This is a genomic window from Algoriphagus faecimaris, from assembly GCF_900101705.1.
In the GTDB taxonomy this organism is placed as follows: domain Bacteria; phylum Bacteroidota; class Bacteroidia; order Cytophagales; family Cyclobacteriaceae; genus Algoriphagus; species Algoriphagus faecimaris.
In genome coordinates, this window is sequence record NZ_FNAC01000054.1 from 1 (window position 1) to 19,979 (window position 19,979).

The following is a 19,979-nucleotide window of genomic DNA, read 5'->3' on the forward strand; positions in this document are numbered from 1 at the left end:
TCCCCCTGTGTGTCGCGCTCCCGTCATGGATATTTCATGTGTTTATAATTGTCTTTTAGCGGTCATAACTTGTCCCGAGTATCGGGATGGAATCTTCGCAAGAATTGTAATCATGCCTCTGTGTGTCGTCTGCGTCGTGCTCGATTTCATGTGTTTATAATTGCTTTTTAAGGGTCACTACCTGTCCCGAAAATCGGGATGGAATCTTTGACGATTAACCCCGAAATTTCGGGGCATTGCCCTGTGTGTTTAATGATGATTTTAATCGTGTCGATTTCATGCGTTTATAAATTCTTTTTAGCGGGGGACGATTTCGAAGTCGATGATTTCTTTCGAAGCCGAATTTAAGGGGAAAAGACGTGTTGAGGAAATCGCTGGTGGAAAAGACTGAAAATAAAGAATGGAGAGTTTAGTTTGTTTTTAATCTACTGATACGAATTTGCCTACTTTGATAAGATGATTAGTTAGGTTTTCGCGAAGGGAAAATGATAGGCGTATTTATACCAAAGAGCGGCAAAATAGGATCCTATGTTAATCTATTTACCATGAAAATCGTAAATCAGACTTTCGATTTTCATGGTAAAATGCTTATATAAAAAAATAAAAAAAAGCCCAAGACCTGTTCGATTTTTTGTTTTTTGAGTGGGATCTAGGGGATTCGAGCTCATGAACTTCCCGCTGGCTAGCGGGACGCTCTAACCCAATTAATCTAAGAATAAAAAAGCACAAGACCTGTTCGATTTTGTGCTTTGTGAGTGGGATCTAAGGGATTCGAACCCATGACCTCTGCTCTGTCAAAGCAGCGCTCTAAACCAACTGAGCTAAGATCCCATTGACGGTTGCGAAGATAGTCATCCGAATTAGGCTTCACAATAGTAGATAATCATTGTAACCAAATTTTTTTGGTTTAGGCATTATTGATCTCCATTTCCTTTTTTCTATGGAAAATGGGTATGCCTACCCGATCTATATGCTTGATTAATTCTGGCTCTTGAATCTGATGATAATTGACTAGATCAAAATGATAAGGCATGTTAGTCTCTTCATTGAGGAGATAACTGATTTGACTCACTGTTTCAAAATTCAATTTGTTCCCTTTTAAAGCTAGATCCACATCACTTCCAGTACGGAAATTCCCCTTAGCCCTGCTTCCAAAGAGAATGACCTCTTCAACTAGTTCTTGATTCCCGATGATTTCTAAGATGGACGCCATATCCGATTCCAAAAGTCCAAATTTATTCTTCATCGACCTTGCGTGTGAAGTTGATCTGTAGATTCTTTAATATGGGAAAATATTTCTCCTGAATGAGTTTTTTCATTTCTGTAGACTTTTGCTCGTCATAGGTATGTGCAGTTAGGTTTCTATCCTGTAGCAAATCCATCCAATCGTGGCCATTTTCTAAGAGATTGACTTCAAAAGCCTTTTTTAGAGCTGCTCTCGGTGAACGAATATCTACGAAACCTTGCTCTTCCAGGTAATCCTTAACAAGGTTCCATGCCAATTCAAAACTCATTTCAAAAAATTGTATGATTCCAGCTTTCTGAACCATATCTGGCTCTGGAATTTGAAGGGCGTTTTCTAAATGCCCCATTACTTTGCTAAAGTTTGAAAAGCGTTGTTTCCAGCGGATATCTTCATTTTTCATGCTTGAATTCCTGAATTTCTATGCACAAAATATAGCTTTAATTCTTTATTTCCTTTTTTGACCATTAGAACAAGGTGGAGAATCTTCAAGGTTGAAGAAGTTTATTAGTCTTCTGATATTTCTCGTGCTATAGATTCTAATTGAGGAATAAGCTTCGAAATATAATCTTTGTAATAAGCTAAATCTTTCTCCTCAGGAATTAATCTTTTTCCAGAGTTAGCTTCAAATTGATCGTTTAGACTGATTTTTGAGCCTAGATCCCTTCTGATTTGATTGAATAAATCAGGACTCACCAAAGCATGGGAATTCCAATATTCGGGATCATAAACAACCATAGTTTCTAATCCCACAAAACCAAATCCTTTTTCAAGTGACGCTAGATCTTTTTTGGATTGGATAAACTGAAAGTCCTCGAAAAGAATTTTCTCCATAATCGTGACTTCACTTCCTTTTCGATAAGGTCTTGGATTTCCGATATTGATGGGACCGAAAAGTTTAGCTTTTAATTCTACCTCGCTCACAAAGACTTTGTCACTAGAATTTTCAAAAATGACTGAAAGACTACCGCCCATTTGCCGTTCTCGTCCATTTCGGTTTTTTGGAAATGCGACGTAATTGTATTTGGAGAAGTTGATGGTAATATTCTCGATGTTTTCTCCTGACTCACCCAAAATGATTTTTCCTTCTCCAATGAGGAACAAGTCTGAATTTGCCTTTACGCGCTCCTCGTCTTTTGATTTAAACAGGATGATTTCTTTTCCATTTTCCAAGTCATACTGGAAATCGTAGAATTTGAGATTTGAAGAGGATAAAGGCCAAGAATATTCAAAAGCATGCATTAATTCTCTTGCATAAAAAGGTTTTATAAAATACTGATCTGACCTTTCTGTGCTGGCTAAGGTATTCCTTGCAGGAATCGTATCTCCTGTCGTCCAATCCCAATGATGGCTTCTCCTCAGTTCTAGGGGCACTAGAAATTGATGAGCACTACCGCCACCCCATGCTTGTACAAAATTATAGGGCTTCCACTTTTGACTCTTGGAGTGGAGAGAAATACCACTCGCTTCGAAAAAATCCACGTACTTTTCTTGCTGTTGCACAGCATAATAACCCCTGAAATTTGATAAGAATGCCTCCTTTTCAAAAGCAGGCTCAAAGCTTTTATTGAGGTGTATTAGTTGATCGATAGGGTTTTGAAAGGATCGGATTTCGATTTCTTCCAGCGCGATTTCGGCCCTTTCCAGTAGAATTACTTTTTCTGCATTTGGCTCGACCCGGAAGGCCTTGTCTTGGTAAAATAAACTTCGGATAAAAAAGGTGATCCCTTCCTCCAAGGTGATATTCCCAATGCTATCAGTAATTCCGTAAACGGTCCCATCCTCAGTAAATATCGGTAAAAATGGAACGGGGCTTCTTTCTTCCTTCTCACCTTTTTCTAGTATGGAATACTGTTGCTTCTTTTGTTCAGCTTCTTGACCGTACGAATATTGTGAACCCAAAAGTATGGCTGCAAAAGTTGCAAAAACTGACAATATTAGGGTTGACTTCTTCATTCTGATAATTTCAATCTGTAGACGACAATCTTTTCTTCCCGTTCAAACTGTTTATTGTAGGATCCATAAAGATACGGTGCCCTGTATCCGAAATAGCTAAACCCCTTGGGTACAGCTTGGTCTAGCAGCAATGTGTCATTTCTATAAAGCTGAATTCCATCTTCTATCGGGCTGTTTTTAGTATAACCTCGTACCAAAAGTTCTAGCTCCTCAATAAAATCTAAAGTAGTATAGTAGTTGACTTTTGGGCGAAGTTCTTCTCTGCCTAGATCAAATTCAGTCACATCCAAAGCGTTCAGATCAGGGTAGTCAGTTATCATTTCTTTGCCAGCATGTCCAAATGCATGCTGAATCATGCCATCAGCTGTAAACTTGTACAACAGGCTGTCTGCCTCAAAACCCTGAACAAAAAAACGGTTTTCAATCGGAGCAACCGCAGTTCCCATCAAATAGGATATAAAATTACTTTTTGAATAAATAGGCGGATAGCCTCCTGAGATTTGTATTTTCCCATTGCTCAAATCAAGTATTCCTAGGTTTTTGGCTTCCTCAAAGTAATTTTTATTTAGAATGTAATTGTAATCGGGATGCGTCGAGGATATCTGAATCATCACTTTCCCCTCTCCAAACCAGGTAGGTTTTTGGAATTCATAATGGAGTTCGTAAATGCCCGCATATTCCGGTTTTGGATTCTTCAATAATTCATCATAAGGAGTATTTTCATGGTAAAAGTCCAAGGCGCCTGTTTGGGAAATAGTCCAGTTCTTATCAACCACATAATAGTCATAACTTCCGCCCAAAAGAAAAAGCTCCTGATCTCCGGAAGCCATGGCAACAAGCCCCCCCTTGATCTGATTTGGGCCTTCGCCGATTCCTATTTGCGTTTCTTTTAGGCTTAGGTCATCATTAAAGACATAAATTATTCCTGTTCTTTTATCTGCGAGAATAATCTGATCATTAAAAATCTTCCAAATTCCACTGCCGGAGAAAATGACCTCTTTGTTCTCTAGGGAATCAACTTTTAAAGAAATATTGTTGATTTCGGCATTCCGATAATAGCCGATCTCTTCACCGTTAAATTTGACTTTTTCGCCGGAAGTACAGGAAAGAAAAATAAAAGAAATAAAAGCCCCGATCAAAAACTGCTTCTTTGATATCATGGAAATTAAGGAGGAGTTATCGGGGCTTTTCAATCTTTCTCAGGATTAAGTTCAACATTGATTTAATGAAATAAGCTTAGGTCTGAAACTAATTTCAACACTAAGAAAAAAAAAACAAACCTAGTTGTCAAGAAAAATCAAAAAAATCTGAATAATTTTTTAAAAGTTAAGTATTCACAGGGCTGGGATATAGTGGAATTTAAGCAAATCCCTCCCTCAAATAGTCCGCGGTGTAATTCCCCATTTTTTTAGCCAAATCTTCAGGCGTACCCGCAAAAGTCAGATGTCCTCCTTTGTTTCCTCCTTCCGGGCCCAAGTCAATCACCCAATCGGCGGATTGAATCACTTCAGTATTATGCTCAATGATAATCACCGAGTGACCTTGATCGATGAGTGCATTGATGGAGTGCAAAAGCTTGCTGATGTCGTGGAAATGCAAACCGGTTGTGGGTTCGTCAAAAATAAACAAGACCTGATCTCCTGATTTTGTACCTCCTTTTCCCAGAAATGAAGCCAGTTTGACACGCTGAGCCTCTCCCCCGGAGAGGGTATTGGAGCTTTGTCCCATGCCGATATAGCCCAAGCCGACTTCCTGTAAAGGTTGGAGTCGATTGATAATCTGAGTTTTTCCTTTGAAGAACTCCATGGCTTCGTCGATGGTCATGCCTAGTGTTTCGGAGATATCCTTTTCTTTGTCATCGAGGGTTTTATTCTTGAATTTCTATGCACAAAATCCGGTTTATTCTCTGTATTTTATCTAATAAGCCAAATAGGAATTCTGAAAACTTCGAAGATTCAATTCAAAGCACCTTCATTTTATGCAAATAGGAAGATCTTAAATTTTAACAGTTAATATTCGATTAAATTTGAATTTTTTCCAAATTTAATTTGGAAAAAATGATATTACTGGAGTGTTTGAAGTGAAATTTATTCCGTAAATAATGTTGTCATCGGAAATTGTGAAATCAGAAATTGGCGAGTCAAGTATTATTCTCTCAAAAGTTTCTGATTTCAAATCAAAAACATGAATCTCTTTTCCAAGTAAAACTATTTCATCACTTTTTATATTAACTCCAGAATAAAGAAGATAAAATTTTCCATTTTTTTCTTTTACGCTTGCATATTGGAATGACCTGTTTGGGTCCCATTTAAATCTACCTGTAGTTTCGATAAATTCATCCGTATATTCAAATTCATCTTCATTTTTAAATTCTTTAAAGGTTCGGGTTTCTAAATTATAAATCGTTATAATTTGTTGGTATAAGTTTCCTTTAAGCAAATATTTTTTATCTTCCGATATACCAAACTTGCCTTCTAATTGAATGCCGTAAAATTTCTGTGGTAAGTGGTTAAATTGAGTTGGTTGTGAATACATAAATAGCGTATCATATATTTCAGAATTTTTAAAGGTAATTATTTCCATCTCTTTATCTAATGTCACACCAATCAACAAATTTTTTAAGGGGTAAGTTGGATAGATTCGATCTCCAGTTGTAGGAAGCTTTTCAGTGTGCATTATTATGCTTTCAAAATTTGAATTTTCTAATTCTTCGAAATTAAATGATTTAATAGTGTTTGTTCCTCCATCCTGAATAGATACTTCGCCTGTTTTTTTATCGATATAAATACTAATCGGGACTAAAATTTCTTGAGGACCATCGCCAAAATTAATACCTTTGAATAGGGTTATACCTGTAAATCTATCAATAATTTGTATAACTGACTCATTTCTGAAGTTTAGAAGAACCAAATAATTTTTATAAGATTCAATTAGATATGAATAATTAATTAATTGATTTTCAATAATTTGTGATGATTTAAAATTACTAACATTTGCAAATAATATCGCGTTTTTTACTTTATTGGATTGTGAGCACCCAAAAACTAAAATTAATATTATAATTAATAATTTCTTCATATAAGTGTATTCAAAGAGGCTGTCTCATAAATAGCTTTACCGTCAGCCTGCTGAGTCGAAAGCCATTTCTACCACTCTAGCCCACATTTCGACTTCGCTCAATGTGATAAACTTCACTTTTGAAACAGCCTTCTTTTCTTTAATCTGATTTTTAACCTTCTCTTCTTCCCCAGATTGTTAACACATCTTTGTCATAGGTAAATGTACATCCCACATTTAATAATTCCGTACAATTTTTATCTCGGCATTGCTCGAAATTTTTGTCTGGTCCTGCGTCACAAGGGTTTCCTCCTGGTCCTTCTACAGAAGATTGCGCACCTAAATTGCTTAGGCTTCCTAAGCTAATTAGAATGGATAACGAAGCGATTAATTTTTTCATTTTTTTTGATTTTAATTATAAAATTAGACAATGAAAAAAGATTCATACCTGAAACTAATTTCAACACTAAGTAAAAAAAAAAACAAACCTAGTTGTCAAGAAAAATCAAAAAAATCTGAATAATTTTTAAAAGTTGAAAATTCAGAAGGATGAGGAATAAGTGTGATTTAAGCAAACCCCTCCTTCAAATACATCGCAGTATAATTCCCCATTTCTTTAGCCAAATCTTCAGGCGTACCCGCAAAAGTCAGATGTCCTCCTTTGTTTCCTCCTTCTGGGCCCAAGTCAATCACCCAATCGGCGGATCGAATCACTTCAGTATTATGCTCAATGATAATCACCGAGTGACCCTGATCGATGAGTGCATTGATGGAGTGCAAAAGCTTGTTGATGTCGTGGAAATGCAAACCGGTTGTGGGTTCGTCAAAAATAAACAAGACCTGATCTCCGGATTTAGTACCGCCTTTTCCCAAGAAGGAAGCCAATTTTACACGCTGAGCCTCTCCACCGGAAAGGGTATTGGAGCTTTGTCCCATGCCGATATAGCCCAAGCCGACTTCCTGTAAAGGCTGAAGTCGATTGATAATCTGAGTTTTTCCTTTGAAGAACTCCATGGCTTCGTCGATGGTCATATCGAGTACCTCGGAGATATCCTTGTCTTTGTATTTGACATCGAGAATTTCATTTTTGAATCGCTTCCCTTTGCAGGACTCACAGGTCAGATGAATGTCTGCCATAAATTGCATTTCCACCGTAGTAGTACCTTCTCCGGCACAAGCCTCGCACCTTCCCCCGTCGACATTGAAGGAGAAAAAGGCCGGTTTGTAGCCCCGCTGTTTGGAGACTGCCTGATCGGCAAAAAGCGTCCGGATGGCATCGTAGGCTTTCACATAGGTGACCGGATTGGAGCGGGAGGATTTTCCGATTGGATTTTGATCGACAAACTCTACCTGAGTGATCCGCTTATAATCCCCTTCGATCTTATCGTATTTTCCGGATTCATCGATGACAGTTCCCAGCATTTTTCCCAAAGCCGGATACAGTACTTTTTTAATTAAAGTGGATTTTCCAGAACCGGATACTCCCGTCACCACAGTCAGGGTATTCAGTGGAAACTGAACCGTCAGATTCTTCAGGTTATTTTCACGAGCCCCTTTGACGATGATGGAATCCTTCCATTTTCGATTCCCATTTTTCTTAAAAATCTGCTCCTCCCCGCGAAGGTATCGGGCAGTATGCGTTTGGGCTGAGTTGATTAGCTCTTTGATGGTTCCTTGGAAGAGTAGTTCTCCACCGTGAATTCCGGCATCTGGCCCGATATCGATGATCTGATCCGCCGCTTTCATCACCTTGTCTTCATGCTCCACCACGATTACGGTATTGCCCATATCGCGGAGAGACTTCAAGACACCCACCAAGCGATCGGTATCTCTTGGATGTAATCCAATACTCGGCTCATCCAAAATATACATGGAACCTACCAAGGCCGAACCCAAAGAAGTAGCCAATTTGATGCGTTGATATTCTCCTCCGGAAAGCGTGGAAGTCAGGCGATTCAACGTCAAATAACCCAAGCCCACCTGATCCATGAATTCCAAGCGGCTGACAATTTCCTTGAATAGTCGGTTGGCGACTTTGGCTTCATGAGGTTCTAGCTCCAGCTGATTGAAAAAGATCAAGGCCTCATCGATCGGCATCAGGACGATATCGGTGATGGATTTGTCCTTGATTTTGACATAACTCGCGTCCTTTCGAAGTCTTGTCCCTCGACACTCAGGACAGGTCGTCCTGCCTCGGAAGCGGGAAAGCATCACCCGATATTGGATTTTGTGGGTTTTGGTTTCTAGGTCTTTAAAGAAAGCATTCAAACCCTTGAAATACTTGTTTCCCGTCCAAAGGAGCTCTTGCTCTTTTTCGGTCAAATCCTCATACGCCCGATGAATGGGGAAGTCGAATTCGATACCTTTTTTCAGAAGTGGCTCCAACCAAGAACGGGAAGATTCTCCTCTCCAAGGTGCGAGTGCGCCTTCATACACAGATAGTGATTTGTCGGGAATGACCAAGTCAGGGTCGATCCCAAGCACATTGCCAAAACCCTCACAGCGCCGGCAGGCTCCATAGGGGTTGTTGAAAGAGAAAAAATTAACCGAAGGCAGCTCAAAGGTCATCCCATCTAGTTCGAATCGATCGGAAAAGGCTTTTGTTTCCTTTTCGGGAATGGTAATTTTGCAATCTCCATGTCCTTCGAAAAGGGCGGTTTGGACCGAGTCGGCAATGCGGAATTGATTGTCTTCATCGTCTTTTCGGACGGAAGCCCGATCAATCAGGATCTCATAGTTTCCTTTCTGAATTTTCTTTTCTTGGAGCAAATCCTCTACAAAATAGGCTTCTCCGTCAATCAAAATTCGGGTATAGCCTTTTTGCAAAAGCAATTCCAATTCCTGCTCGATTTTTCTTCCTCTTGCCACCTGAAGTGGACAAGAAATCATGACTTTATCTCCTTCATCGAAGCTAAGAATGTAGTCTACGATATCTGTGACCGTATGATGCTTGACCTCTTTGCCTGAGATCGGAGAATAGGTTTTCCCCACCCGGGCAAAAAGCAATTTTAGGTAATCGTAGATTTCGGTGGTAGTTCCGACGGTAGAGCGGGGATTTTTGGTGCTGACTTTTTGCTGAATCGCGATCGCCGGCGCCACGCCTCGGATGTATTCCACTTCAGGCTTTTCCATCCGGCCGAGAAACTGTCGGGCATAGGAACTCAAACTTTCCACATACATGCGTTGGCCTTCGGCAAAAAGGGTGTCAAAAGCCAAGGAGGATTTACCCGAACCTGAGAGTCCGGTGATGACCACAAATTTATTTCGGGGAATGGCTACGCTCAGGCTTTTCAGGTTATTGACCCGGGCGTTTTTGATGATGATGTATTCTTTGGGATCGAGTGAATCGAGGTCGGTCCTCTCAGTCAAGGTGCTTAAAGTCATAGCTTGCAAAGTTAATCATCTAACCCTAGAAGTCATGCGAAAGTTTGAGGCATTACTGCTCGTTTCCCGTCACTGCGAGACCTGCAGGGCGACGCCCGCCTCCCGGATGGCAGACAGTCTCCCTGGTTTAGAGGAGACTTTCAAGAGATTGCTTTATTGTCGTTCCTCCTGCTGGCAATGAAGGCCAACTTTGATATTCCTCAAAATTCCCAGCGGGTAAAAATTCCAAAGTTCTGGGCGGCTTCTTTCATGGGTCCGTAGGCATCCCAGTTTGCCCCAATTCCAAACCCAAGGGGTCCCTTTTTTAGACCCGCTCGTAGATAAAGAAAACTCCGCTTATGCAATGTCTCGGAAATCCCCTGAATGTACATAAACTGCACGCGCGAATAAATGGACCAAGTATTATTTAGACGGGGTTTATATTCATAGATGCCAAAAAGTTGACCATCTGCTCCTTGGTTCGATAGAAGATTGACAAAGGTCAATGCAAGTATTTCCCGACTGGCAAAGACATGCTGTAGACCGGCCAATGGCATAAAGCCGACTTTAGAGTTGGCCTCTGCTCCTGCTGCCAGTGCAAAGCCTTTATTGCCTAACTTATACGTGACCTGAACAGGTGCGACTATGGAATTTCCCAGGGTGTTATTCCGATCGTAGTTTTGAGAGAATATACTGATTGCTACGAGGCTAAATTTACTTTCTGGACTAAAATCCCGCTTCATGATCAGCTGAAAATCCAAGCGTTCATGGCCAAACATGATTTCAGCTGGAATAGGAGGCGGAGGAGCTTGTGCAAGGGAGGAAGTGGGCACCAAAAAATGTGTAAGAAGGATAGTAAAAGGGACTGATATTAATTTGAGAAGAGACTTCATTTTGAATCGATTTTTATCTGATTCAAAACTAGTGCTCAGCTTTTCTCTAAACCTTGCTCTAAGTCAAGGTTTTAGCTAAAGTTCAGCTTTTAGCCGACTTAAGGTAAAAGGTGTGATTCCCAAATAGGAAGCAATCATCCTGCTTGGAAGCCGAGACAGGATTCCCGGATACTCTTGAAGAAGCCATTGCAATCTCTCCAATGCAGTATAGCCCTGAAAATTATATATTCTTTTCTGTGAGGTGATGTAGGCATTTTCCAGCATGTTGCGGTACACCCGATTAAGAGCTTTGTTAGTTTCTACCAATTCATAAAAATCGGACCTTCCGATGCACAAGGCTTCGGTTTTCTCATTGGCTTGTATGTATTCATCACTAGCTTGGCCTGATATAAAACTGGTGAGATTGCTCACAAATTTATTTTCAAAAGCAAAGTATCGAATCAGTTCCTCTCCTTTCGGATCTACTTTGTACAGTCTCAGGGAGCCTTTGAGTACGAAATAATTGTATTTGCAAATTTCCCCTTCCCTCAGTAGGAATTCATTTTTTGCCACTCTTTTAAAAATAAATGACTCCGCGATTTTTTCCTTTACCTCCTTGTTCAAAGGATGCAGTTTTTCGATGTAGTCATAAAGGGGGGTAAATTCATTCATTGTTATGATAGGCTAACTACGGAAATCAGGTTCCTTTACCTGAAGACAAGATATTCACCTTTATTAAATCCTCTTAATTATTTTTTAGATAAGATTTCTTTTTAATGGGTTTTTATATTTTCGGGTCTTTTTGAGGTGAAAAAACCTACAGATCACGAATTGCAAAAAAATCTTAGTGTTCTTGGTGTCCTTTGTGGTTAAACAAACTATCCCTTACTTCGCAGCATGGATTTTCAATTTCTCTTGGATGGATTTGCAGAGGGACTTCAGGCCATGACTTGGCTGGAGGCGATCGCTGTGTTTTTTGGGATCGCTTCCGTTTTTTATTCCATGCGAGAGCACATTTGGGTTTATCCCACGGGGATTGTCTCTACCTTGATTTACGTTTGGATCTGTCTGGAGTACAAGCTCTACGCGGATATGGGGATCAATGCCTATTATTTTAGCATGTCTATCTATGGCTGGTACGTATGGACTCATCCCAAGGAAAATCAGTCCGTACTTCCTGTGACTTGGTTGAAGCCAAAAGGTTGGCTGATAGCCGGTTTGATTTTCTTGGCTTCCTACGGGATATTATCTTTTGTATTGAGCAATTTCACCGATTCGGATGTGCCTTATTGGGATTCCTTTACTACTTCTTCCGCTTTTGTAGGCATGTGGCTGATGGCCAAAAAAAAGGTGGAAAACTGGATCATGTGGATCATCACAGATTTGGTTTCGGTACCGCTTTATTTTTACAAAGGACTGATTTTAACTTCTTTTCAGTTTTTGTTTTTCACCATTTTGGCAATTTTAGGTTTACTTGCCTGGATCAAATCCGCTAGAAACTATGCACAAGCCTAAGCGTATCCTTATTTTAGGGCCAGAGTCCACCGGAAAAAGTACCTTGGCCTCCGATTTGGCGGTTCATTTTGATGAGCCTTGGGTTCCTGAGTTTGCCAGAGAATATTTGGAAATGTTGGGAAGGCCTTATGCTTATTCTGATCTTCTCAAAATAGCAAAAGGTCAAATGGCTTTAGAGGATGAAAAAGCGAAAGCAGCTCAAAAATTCCTTTTTTGTGACACGGATCTGAGGGTCATTCAAGTATGGTCAGAGCACAAGTTTGGAAAGGTACACGATTGGGTGCAGCAGGAATTAGGTAGAAGGTCTTACGACTTGATTTTATTAACTGACATTGATATGCCATGGGAAGCAGATCCACAGCGGGAGCATCCTCAACCGGAAATGCGTCGATATTTTTTTGAAAAATATCAGCAATTGGCGGAAGAAAGTGGTATCCCTTTTTTAATTGTTTCCGGAAACCAAGAACAGCGATTAAAGGATGCCATTCAGGAAGTGGGGAAACTTTAGTTTTTTTGGCTTTTGGATATATAAGTTCTTAATTGGCACTAAAAATCTTTTTGGCAGCTTCAATCAACCCTTCATGGGCCGAGTGATAATTATTGTTCAAAAGGATCAGTGTTTTGTTTTCATCGATAAAGCGCACGATGATCGTCTTGTACCCTGGGTTATCACCTGTATGCATCACTAGATTGCCATAGGGGCTTTTGGGATCCAAATCCCAGCCGAATCCATAAGTGCTTTTGCCCCCATCATTTAACTGGAAAGGGGAGAATGCCTGATTGAGTGTCGAGAGACTGACTAGTTTCTCGGTATATAGGGCTTGATCCCACAGCAATAAATCCTGCGCGGTGCTGCTTACCCGTCCTGGACCCTTTCGATTGCCCAGCCAAAGGGTGTAATCTGAGGAGCGAAACCGATTGGCGTTGACATACTTTCCCTGATCATCTTTGAGATGGCCCGCGGCAAAGTTGGGGACTTGGGCTTTTTCCTCCAGGCTTCTGATGGCAGTATTTGTCATCCCCAATGGATCAAAAATCCATTCTTTGGAAAGCTCAACGAAGTCCCGGTCTGTCACCTCTTCCACGATGCTTGCTAAAATCACATAGCCGGTATTGCTGTATTCATAGTTGTCACCTGGCTCAAAAAGCTTAGGGGGAGCATAGCGACGGAGATATTCTAATATCTCCGGGTTGCCGGCAGCTTTGCTCTTATCCCAGTACTCATCCATTATAGCCTGATAGTCTGGCAGTCCAGAGGTGTGCGTCAAAAGGTGGCGAATAGTGATATTGGGGTAGGGGACTCGGATATATTTTTCGATAGGATCGTCAAAACCCAGCAAGCCCTTCTCCTGACACATCATGATCATCATCGCAGTAAACTGCTTGGAAACCGACGCCATTTCAAATACATCATCAGGTTGAAGTGGGATGCCTTCTTCAAAATTTCGCATACCCATGGCCTTTTCAAAAAGGACTTTTCCATTTTCAGCCAAGAGGATTACTCCGGAATAGCCTTCTGTTTCGGCTCTATCCAGAGCATTTTGGAGATGTCGTTTTTGGCCAGAGGCCGAAAAAACAAATAAGAAAACTAGCGGGAAAACGAGTAGACGGTTCATGGCTTTTGGATTTGTTTCATGATAAAATCAATAGTTGCTTCGTAGGCTTTGACCCAATTGCTGTGCAGGATAAATGAATGTACTTCATCTGGAAAAACCAATTGCTCGACTTCCACACCCTGTTTTCGGAGGACTTCTGCGAGTTCTACTGATTCAGAAAAAAGTACATTTCGATCATCATCGCCATGTATTAAAAGAACAGGGTCTTCCCAGTTCTCCACATAGGCCATAGGAGATGATTTGAAAGCCAACTCAGCCATTTCGGGGAATTTCTCGGGCTCATACCAGGAATCGAATACCGGGATGTCATTATTCCAATTATGCACACCGTGGATATCCACACCGGCAAGGAATTTTTCGGGAGCTTGTGCCAAACCATGTGCTGTCAAAAATCCTCCGTAACTTCCACCCCAAGGGATGATTTTGGAAGAATCTACGTCTGGTCTTGCTGCCAGATAATCCGCTGCTGCCATCAAATCCAAAACCTCACTTGCTCCTCCGGCACCGTAGTTTTCAGCTTCCCGAAAGTCCATCCCATAGCCGATTCCTGATCGGTAGTTCAGTGTCAGGGCAATAAATCCATTGGCAGCAAAATACTGCTGAAGGGCATAGGCATTGCTGTAATATTGGGAGTAATTGAAGCCTAAAAGCATCTGTCTGCGGCTCCCTCCGTGGAGGAAAATGACAGCTGGATATTTCTTGGTAGCGTCATGGTTTGGAGGAAGGAAAAGCTGGGCTCGTGTTTTGAAACCATCTTCCGCTTGAAGGTCCAAGCCAAGGGGTTTGACTAGTGTTTTTGGAAAGTCCTGAGGGAAGAATTCTTCTGCAAGTGGCTCAGAGCTGTCATTTTGTCGAATATATGGCCACGCTGGTCGGGTAGCTGTGGCAGAAAGATAGGCAAGACCCTTTTCCAAGCGGACAGGTGACCAATTGATATTTCCTTTTTCGGAAAGATCTTCCAAATCAAAGGAATTCAAATCCAAGCTGTAGATTTTTCTACGCTCAATATCCCCAATATTGCTTGTCAGCAAGAGTTCATCTTTTTTATAGCTCGTTTTCACTTTTTCGACAATGCCTTGCCCCTTGGTCAGATGCTTGACTTCCCCACTGGTAGGATTGACTGCGTACAATTGCATCCAACCGTTTTTCTCCCAGGGGAATACCAGTTGACCAGAAGGCGTCCACCACAATCTATCCGCTTCTGCAGGAAGATCCCAAACCACAACCGAACCGGGCCCGGTTCCGGAATTCCAAACTTCTTCTGCCTTCATCGTCTCCATATCCAAAACCCGGATGCTCCACGGATTACTCTCCTTAATGGCAGTGAAAGAAAGTAAGTTGTTGATATTCGGTATCCGCAGATAGGCCAATTGTTTGCCATCGGGACTCCATGCTGGATAGCTGTCTTTATCCAGACTCGTCTCCGGATAGGTCAATTTCTTTTGCTCAAAATCCCAAATCCCAATAAAAGAGTGGTCGCCTCGGGTAGAGACGAAGGCGAGCTTTTCTCCATCAGGGGAGAAGGATAGCTGGCTAGATCCTCCCCTAGATACAAACAGCCTTTCCTGCTGGGATGAACTGTCATTGAGTGACTTCCAAAAGACATTGGGTCCAATTTTATAGACTAGGGCTTGCCCATCTGGTGAAAAAGTGATGGTCGAACCCGGACTGAAATACCGGGTTTTTAGGGTGGTCAAATCAATTAAGTGAATTTTAAAATCAGTATTTTCCTGAAGTTGAGCCGGATTGGCTGCTTCTCCAGAGGAGTTTCTGGAGTTTCCACGCACAAAGGCCAGAATTTTTCCATCCGGGGAAAAGGCTAGCTCTCCTAGTCCAAGTCCTTCATCTCCCTCAAAATTTGTGATTTTTTTTGCTTCGAAATTCGGGCTTTCCGCCAAAAAGATATTCCGCTCTCCTTCTGAATTGAATATCCAAGCGATTGCTTTTCCATCGGGGCTTGCTATCAAATCTGTCGGAAAAGGAGCAGCAAGGTAAGAATTGATGTCTTGAGAAATTCCCGGGTGAGCCAGGAGAAGGAAAAGCAGGGAGAGAGAAAGGAGTCTTTTCATAGGTTATGTCTTTCAGACAATTTAGCGATCAACAAAGAGCTTTCAAAGCAGGATCAATTCTTAACTGGCTCCTATCAAATCTTTTGACTTAATTGGGTTGGTAATCAATTTTCACAATTTACTTTCATGCCCTATGTTCAAAGCCGCTATTGTGTGTATTTTTGTGTTTTTGGGCCTTAATCTTTCGGGATTTGCGCAGCAGAAAAAATTCATATTTATAATTCTCGACGGGATTCCTGCCAGCGAATTGGAACGCGTTGACACGCCCAATTTGGATCAGATTGCAGTCATTGGAGGCTATGTCAGAGCGTACACAGGAGGGGAAAAGGGTGGCAATTCAGAGACTCCGACCATTTCTGCCGTGGGCTATAATTCATTACTGACCGGTACATGGGCCAATAAGCATAATGTGTGGGATAATGACATAAAGGCTCCGAATTATTCGTATTGGTCTATATTTCGATTGATGCGCGAGGCTAGGCCTGCATCCAAACTTGCGATTTTCTCTACCTGGGAGGATAATCGAACCAAACTCCTCGGAGAAGGGATGAGAGAGACAGGAAATTTGAAATTGGATATTGTTTTTGATGGCTTTGAAAAAGACACCCTACGTTTCCCTCATGATTCGGAAAAAGAATACCTCAATAAAATTGATAACCTTGTCTCCTTTGAAGCCGCTCATGTACTGAAAACCCAAAGTCCCGATCTATCTTGGGTTTACCTAGAATATACTGATGCTATAGGCCATCGATATGGAAAAAGTCAGCAATTCAGTGAGGCTATTGAAATTGCTGATCAGCAGGTGGGAAAAATCTGGGAGGCTATTCAGTACAGGGAGAAAAGCTTTGGGGAAGAATGGCTCATCTGGATAACCACTGATCATGGTCGAAAAACTCCTGATTTGAAGGATCACGGCGGTCAATCTGATTCCGAAAGAGAAATCTGGATGCTGACAAATGCCAAAAATCTCAATTCTCATTTCTTTTCGGGAAATGCCTCAATGGTAGATATTTTACCCACAATTGTTCATTTTTTGGAAATAAATACACCTGAAGAGCAAATGAAAAATTGGGATGGGCGTACTCTGCTGAAGAAAAAATAAAGGCTCGAGATCATTTCCCGAGCCTTTATGCTTTAATCCATTCCGCCTTTACGGGTAGGAGATCGTGGAGTCGGCCAATCAGTAGGCTCACCATTTCTTCCCAATGGGATTCTCAATTCTTTGGAAACCATCTCTGGCTCTTCACAAGCCATGTAGACCATGATCGCAGCTAGGATAGCATTGTTTTGTACATCGTCAAAAACGATTTTATCATAGGTGTCCAGGTTTGTGTGCCAAGTGTAATTATAGTAAGACCAGCTTAACGAGGATAAATTAAATGCCGGTGCCTTCGCTGCTACAAAGGAAGCATAATCAGATCCGCCGCCTCCAGGATTTCCCGGGAAGGTAGTTTCGATGTCACGAGTGATTTCTCGGGGTACCTTAGAAAGCCATCGGCCTAGGTACTCATAACTATCCACAAAGCCTTGACCAGATAGATTGGCTACTCTGCCGGTACCATTGTCTTGGTTAAATAGGGCCTGCAGATTGGCTACGATCTCAGGATGATCCTCTACGAATGCTCTAGATCCATTCAAGCCTTGCTCCTCAGAGCCCCATAGCCCTACCAAAATGGTTCTTTTAGGATTAGGATATACTTCCTTAAGGATCCGCATCACTTCCATCATAAGAATAGATCCTGTGCCATTATCCGTAGCACCTGTACCTCCGTCCCATGAGTCAAAGTGCGCCGAAAGCATCACATATTCATCCGGTTTTTCTGATCCTTTGATTTCAGCGATGGTATTGAAAGTCGGCTGAACTCCCGTTTCTTTGGACTGAGCATTGAGGTGAATCATTGGTTTCTTTCCGCTATCGGCTAGGCGATAGAGCATGCCGTAATCTTCTAGCGAAAGATCTACTGTAGGAACTTTCTTGGTCATCGCTGAGAAAATCTTATTTGCTCCAAAACCTCTTGACCAATAGCTAGTGATGATGCCCAATGCTCCAGCGTCTTCCAGTGCCTGTGGCAATTCTCTTCGGCCCAAGCCGGTTTTTTGAAGGCGCTGACCCCAAGCTCTCTCAAATTCGGCACGCTCTTCCTTCATTTTCTGAAAAGACTCCTCGGTAGCCCACTCCTCCCAATTATAATCAGGACGACCGGTTAATTGCGGAGTGGAAATCATGACATATTTTCCTTTGGCATTGGGAAGCCAAGCCTGAAATGCTGCTGCATCTGCCAAGTCTGGCAAAACAATGACTTCGCCTTGAGCACCGCCTTGTGGGGAGGATGGTGACCAAGCGAGTTGCATTCCGGATAGTGATCGAACCCAAGGCTCGATCATATCGATGTGAGTGATGCCACGGTCCCAGCCGCGCCATTCGCCCCATTGTTCGTTGCGGGCCTCGATTCCCCAGGATTGAAATTTCTCCACAGCCCAGTCGTGAGCTTGTTGCATTTGTGGAGAGCCTACAAGTCGAGGGCCGATTCCGTCCATGAGTTCATGTCCGAGTTCTTTGAGCTGGGAGTTTTCCCTAGCTTCCTTGATGATGTTTTCGATGACGGGATCTTGGGCTTGTGCTTGGATGCCAAAAAATAGCATCAACCCCATCCCTAAAAGGTAGCGTTTTTTCATGTTTAGTTTTTGTTTAGAAAATAAAAATATGGGAAAGGCTTGAAAAGTAAAGAACCGCTGGTGGATATGTATTGAAACCCTAAAAAATATTTTTTATTTTGCAACTGTATTCAGTCGCTTTATGTTTTGGCAAAGAAAGAAAAACTGATAGCAAGATTCCTCCTGTTTCCCAAAGATTTCCACTTTGATGAGGTGGTAGTTCTTCTTAAGTATTTTGGGTTTTATGAGGTAAAAAAAGGAAAAACATCTGGATCTAGGGTAAGATTCGAAAATGAGGAGGGAGTTCCTATTCTATTGCACAAGCCCCACCCTAGCGGCATTATGAAACACTATCAAATGAAACAAATTAAAGAGATTTTGAACCTATGAAGTATTTAGAACACAAAGGATATACAGGAAGTATTGAATATAGTCCGGAAGATAAATTGATGTATGGAAAAGTTCTTGGGATTCAGGGCCTCCTGTCTTTTGAAGGCGAAACAGGAAAACAACTAGAGGATGATTTTAGGTCAGTTGTCGATGAGTATTTGAAAACTTGTAAGGAGGAAGGGAAAATTCCAGAAAAACCATTTAAAGGAAGTTTTAACGTTCGGATTTCAGCGTCTCTTCACCAAAAAGCCGCATTGAGGGCAATGGAGGAAAGGACTTCGCTTAATAGCTTAGTAGCAGAGGCAATTCGTTTCCATTTAAGTAGGGAAGAGGAGTTAGCCTGATTTATTCTCTTTAAATTCCTCAAAAAACTTGGCTAATTAATTTGTTTTCAACACTTAGTAGTAAAAAAAGTTGAGGCTGTCTCAAAAGTAAGGTTTGTCACATCAGGTGTAGTCGAAATGTTCTCTAAAATATAGGAAATAGCCCTCGACTCCGCTCAGGTTGATAAAAAAAGATTTATAAGACAGCCTCCTCAATTGTATCATTTTCACTTCGTGAACTCAATCACATCAGCCGAAGCATTGACCTGATGCTTCCAGAAAAATAAGAAAAAGGAAGTCTTGGTAGAAAATGTTTCATTGATCAAAGCCTTGGATCCTCCTTTGAGATTTGCGTTTTGATACATTTCATTTTTAGCAGACTCGAGGAGTGATTTTTTACTAAGTCCTCCTATTCCAAAGATGTAAGTCGCACTGGCCTTGCCCTCAACTCGATTTTGAACTTCATAATTTTTTTCAGAGAGGATTACCTGCGTGTTTTGAGAATTTAAATTTCCCGTAAAAGCACTGTGGCTGGCACAACTTCCCAAAAGTATTAAAGAGAAGGCAAAAGCAATTGGCTCTATGTGGAATATAGTGGGTAGTCGAATTTGAGTTTCCCAGCAATGAAATAAATCATGTTAATGTAGTTGTCAATGTTCCTGTACCCTCTGGCTCTTTTTTTGGCTAACTGTATTTTGGAATTAATGCCTTCGAGGACTCCGTTGTTTAAATTGGTTTCTGTATAGCTTACAATTCCGAACCAATGTGCCTGTATGGTTTTGGCCGCCTCCATGAACGGGAATATCTTGGATTCTTTTACAAGGTCACACCAATAGGAAAGGTATGCAGCAGCCTCTTCTTTGTCCTTAAAGTCCCAAAACTCGTTGAACAGTTCTTTGAGCCTATAAGCATTGGAAATG

The 19,979-nt window shown here is 41.4% G+C and carries 19 protein-coding genes, 1 tRNA gene and 1 pseudogene; 5 read left to right on the plus strand and 16 right to left on the minus strand.

The window, feature by feature from the left end; genetic code table 11:
* Positions 1-756: 756 nt before the first annotated feature.
* The 11 genes and pseudogenes from BLQ57_RS19055 to BLQ57_RS19105 form a co-directional block, all read right to left on the minus strand.
* Positions 757-831: transfer RNA gene (locus BLQ57_RS19055), tRNA-Val, on the minus strand.
* Between the two features lie 76 nt (positions 832-907).
* Positions 908-1,246, minus strand: a complete 339-nt coding sequence (locus BLQ57_RS19060) for a nucleotidyltransferase family protein (protein WP_087941183.1) — start codon at positions 1,244-1,246, stop codon at positions 908-910.
* Entirely contained in the window at positions 1,236-1,646 is a 411-nt protein-coding gene (locus BLQ57_RS19065; RefSeq protein ID WP_087941184.1) for a nucleotidyltransferase substrate binding protein, read from the minus strand. The genes BLQ57_RS19060 and BLQ57_RS19065 overlap by 11 nt, the downstream gene beginning before the upstream one ends.
* Positions 1,647-1,750: 104 nt before the next feature.
* The gene (locus BLQ57_RS19070; protein ID WP_087941185.1) at positions 1,751-3,199 is read right to left on the minus strand and encodes a hypothetical protein; all 1,449 of its coding nucleotides are present in this window, start codon (positions 3,197-3,199) and stop codon (positions 1,751-1,753) included.
* The gene (locus tag BLQ57_RS19075; RefSeq protein WP_087941186.1) at positions 3,196-4,359 is read right to left on the minus strand and encodes a hypothetical protein; all 1,164 of its coding nucleotides are present in this window, start codon (positions 4,357-4,359) and stop codon (positions 3,196-3,198) included. Before BLQ57_RS19075 ends, BLQ57_RS19070 begins: the two co-directional genes overlap by 4 nt.
* A gap of 199 nt (positions 4,360-4,558) precedes the next feature.
* Positions 4,559-5,080 (minus strand): annotated as a pseudogene (locus BLQ57_RS19080) (excinuclease ABC subunit UvrA); the annotation flags it as partial.
* A 162-nt stretch (positions 5,081-5,242) separates the two neighbouring features.
* A complete protein-coding gene (locus BLQ57_RS19085; RefSeq protein WP_087941188.1) occupies positions 5,243-6,277 on the minus strand; it encodes a BF3164 family lipoprotein in 1,035 nt (344 codons plus the stop codon).
* Between the two features lie 151 nt (positions 6,278-6,428).
* A complete protein-coding gene (locus BLQ57_RS19090; protein WP_087941189.1) occupies positions 6,429-6,656 on the minus strand; it encodes a hypothetical protein in 228 nt (75 codons plus the stop codon).
* Positions 6,657-6,823: 167 nt separating this feature from the next.
* Complete coding sequence (gene uvrA / locus BLQ57_RS19095; RefSeq protein ID WP_087941190.1) at positions 6,824-9,640, minus strand: excinuclease ABC subunit UvrA; 2,817 nt, start codon at positions 9,638-9,640, stop codon at positions 6,824-6,826.
* Between the two features lie 200 nt (positions 9,641-9,840).
* Positions 9,841-10,512, minus strand: coding sequence for a hypothetical protein (locus BLQ57_RS19100; RefSeq protein WP_087941191.1), 672 nt, complete (start codon positions 10,510-10,512; stop codon positions 9,841-9,843).
* 75 nt (positions 10,513-10,587) lie between these two features.
* On the minus strand, positions 10,588-11,163 hold the full coding sequence (locus BLQ57_RS19105) for a Crp/Fnr family transcriptional regulator (protein WP_087941192.1): 576 nt from the start codon (positions 11,161-11,163) through the stop codon (positions 10,588-10,590).
* Positions 11,164-11,388: 225 nt separating this feature from the next.
* On the opposite strand from BLQ57_RS19105, the gene pnuC reads away from it, so the two are divergent.
* Together pnuC and BLQ57_RS19115 are read left to right on the plus strand one after the other, a co-directional pair.
* A complete protein-coding gene (pnuC, locus tag BLQ57_RS19110) occupies positions 11,389-12,006 on the plus strand; it encodes a nicotinamide riboside transporter PnuC (protein ID WP_087941193.1) in 618 nt (205 codons plus the stop codon).
* A complete protein-coding gene (locus BLQ57_RS19115) occupies positions 11,993-12,514 on the plus strand; it encodes an AAA family ATPase (protein WP_087941194.1) in 522 nt (173 codons plus the stop codon). The genes pnuC and BLQ57_RS19115 overlap by 14 nt, the downstream gene beginning before the upstream one ends.
* Positions 12,515-12,542: 28 nt before the next feature.
* Here the strand turns inward: BLQ57_RS19115 and BLQ57_RS19120 are convergent, their stop codons facing one another.
* Both BLQ57_RS19120 and BLQ57_RS19125 read right to left on the minus strand, forming a co-directional pair.
* Positions 12,543-13,622, minus strand: coding sequence for a serine hydrolase domain-containing protein (locus BLQ57_RS19120; protein WP_087941195.1), 1,080 nt, complete (start codon positions 13,620-13,622; stop codon positions 12,543-12,545).
* The gene (locus BLQ57_RS19125) at positions 13,619-15,691 is read right to left on the minus strand and encodes a S9 family peptidase (RefSeq protein ID WP_087941196.1); all 2,073 of its coding nucleotides are present in this window, start codon (positions 15,689-15,691) and stop codon (positions 13,619-13,621) included. The genes BLQ57_RS19120 and BLQ57_RS19125 overlap by 4 nt, the downstream gene beginning before the upstream one ends.
* Positions 15,692-15,824: 133 nt before the next feature.
* Here BLQ57_RS19125 and BLQ57_RS19130 point away from each other — a divergent pair, with 133 nt between their 5' ends.
* Entirely contained in the window at positions 15,825-16,793 is a 969-nt protein-coding gene (locus BLQ57_RS19130) for an alkaline phosphatase family protein (RefSeq protein ID WP_087941197.1), read from the plus strand.
* A 32-nt stretch (positions 16,794-16,825) separates the two neighbouring features.
* Here BLQ57_RS19130 and BLQ57_RS19135 read toward each other — a convergent pair whose 3' ends face one another.
* The gene (locus BLQ57_RS19135; RefSeq protein ID WP_087941198.1) at positions 16,826-18,367 is read right to left on the minus strand and encodes a M20/M25/M40 family metallo-hydrolase; all 1,542 of its coding nucleotides are present in this window, start codon (positions 18,365-18,367) and stop codon (positions 16,826-16,828) included.
* Between the two features lie 192 nt (positions 18,368-18,559).
* Here BLQ57_RS19135 and BLQ57_RS19140 point away from each other — a divergent pair, with 192 nt between their 5' ends.
* The gene (locus BLQ57_RS19140; protein ID WP_240507876.1) at positions 18,560-18,736 is read left to right on the plus strand and encodes a type II toxin-antitoxin system HicA family toxin; all 177 of its coding nucleotides are present in this window, start codon (positions 18,560-18,562) and stop codon (positions 18,734-18,736) included.
* Positions 18,733-19,080 (plus strand): type II toxin-antitoxin system HicB family antitoxin, encoded by a 348-nt coding sequence (locus BLQ57_RS19145; RefSeq protein ID WP_087941200.1) that lies wholly within the window; start codon positions 18,733-18,735, stop codon positions 19,078-19,080. Before BLQ57_RS19140 ends, BLQ57_RS19145 begins: the two co-directional genes overlap by 4 nt.
* 206 nt (positions 19,081-19,286) lie before the next feature.
* Here the strand turns inward: BLQ57_RS19145 and BLQ57_RS19150 are convergent, their stop codons facing one another.
* Both BLQ57_RS19150 and BLQ57_RS19155 read right to left on the minus strand, forming a co-directional pair.
* Positions 19,287-19,667 (minus strand): DUF6567 family protein, encoded by a 381-nt coding sequence (locus tag BLQ57_RS19150; protein ID WP_317042242.1) that lies wholly within the window; start codon positions 19,665-19,667, stop codon positions 19,287-19,289.
* A partial coding sequence (locus BLQ57_RS19155; protein ID WP_139162729.1) for a transposase occupies positions 19,640-19,979 on the minus strand: 340 nt, incomplete at its 5' end. The genes BLQ57_RS19155 and BLQ57_RS19150, both read right to left, overlap by 28 nt.

Excerpts from the sequence above, each read along its gene's own strand:
- BLQ57_RS19120 (WP_087941195.1), bottom strand. The coding sequence starts at position 13,622 with ATGAACCGTCTACTCGTTTTCCCGCTAGTTTTCTTATTTGTTTTTTCG.
- BLQ57_RS19070 (WP_087941185.1), bottom strand. The coding sequence starts at position 3,199 with ATGAAGAAGTCAACCCTAATATTGTCAGTTTTTGCAACTTTTGCAGCC.
- pnuC (WP_087941193.1), top strand. The coding sequence starts at position 11,389 with ATGGATTTTCAATTTCTCTTGGATGGATTTGCAGAGGGACTTCAGGCC.
- BLQ57_RS19145 (WP_087941200.1), top strand. The coding sequence starts at position 18,733 with ATGAAGTATTTAGAACACAAAGGATATACAGGAAGTATTGAATATAGT.
- BLQ57_RS19090 (WP_087941189.1), bottom strand. The coding sequence starts at position 6,656 with ATGAAAAAATTAATCGCTTCGTTATCCATTCTAATTAGCTTAGGAAGC.
- BLQ57_RS19105 (WP_087941192.1), bottom strand. The coding sequence starts at position 11,163 with ATGAATGAATTTACCCCCCTTTATGACTACATCGAAAAACTGCATCCT.
- BLQ57_RS19130 (WP_087941197.1), top strand. The coding sequence starts at position 15,825 with ATGTTCAAAGCCGCTATTGTGTGTATTTTTGTGTTTTTGGGCCTTAAT.
- uvrA (WP_087941190.1), bottom strand. The coding sequence starts at position 9,640 with ATGACTTTAAGCACCTTGACTGAGAGGACCGACCTCGATTCACTCGAT.
- BLQ57_RS19125 (WP_087941196.1), bottom strand. The coding sequence starts at position 15,691 with ATGAAAAGACTCCTTTCTCTCTCCCTGCTTTTCCTTCTCCTGGCTCAC.
- BLQ57_RS19060 (WP_087941183.1), bottom strand. The coding sequence starts at position 1,246 with ATGAAGAATAAATTTGGACTTTTGGAATCGGATATGGCGTCCATCTTA.
- BLQ57_RS19065 (WP_087941184.1), bottom strand. The coding sequence starts at position 1,646 with ATGAAAAATGAAGATATCCGCTGGAAACAACGCTTTTCAAACTTTAGC.
- BLQ57_RS19085 (WP_087941188.1), bottom strand. The coding sequence starts at position 6,277 with ATGAAGAAATTATTAATTATAATATTAATTTTAGTTTTTGGGTGCTCA.
- BLQ57_RS19135 (WP_087941198.1), bottom strand. The coding sequence starts at position 18,367 with ATGAAAAAACGCTACCTTTTAGGGATGGGGTTGATGCTATTTTTTGGC.
- BLQ57_RS19100 (WP_087941191.1), bottom strand. The coding sequence starts at position 10,512 with ATGAAGTCTCTTCTCAAATTAATATCAGTCCCTTTTACTATCCTTCTT.
- BLQ57_RS19115 (WP_087941194.1), top strand. The coding sequence starts at position 11,993 with ATGCACAAGCCTAAGCGTATCCTTATTTTAGGGCCAGAGTCCACCGGA.
- BLQ57_RS19075 (WP_087941186.1), bottom strand. The coding sequence starts at position 4,359 with ATGATATCAAAGAAGCAGTTTTTGATCGGGGCTTTTATTTCTTTTATT.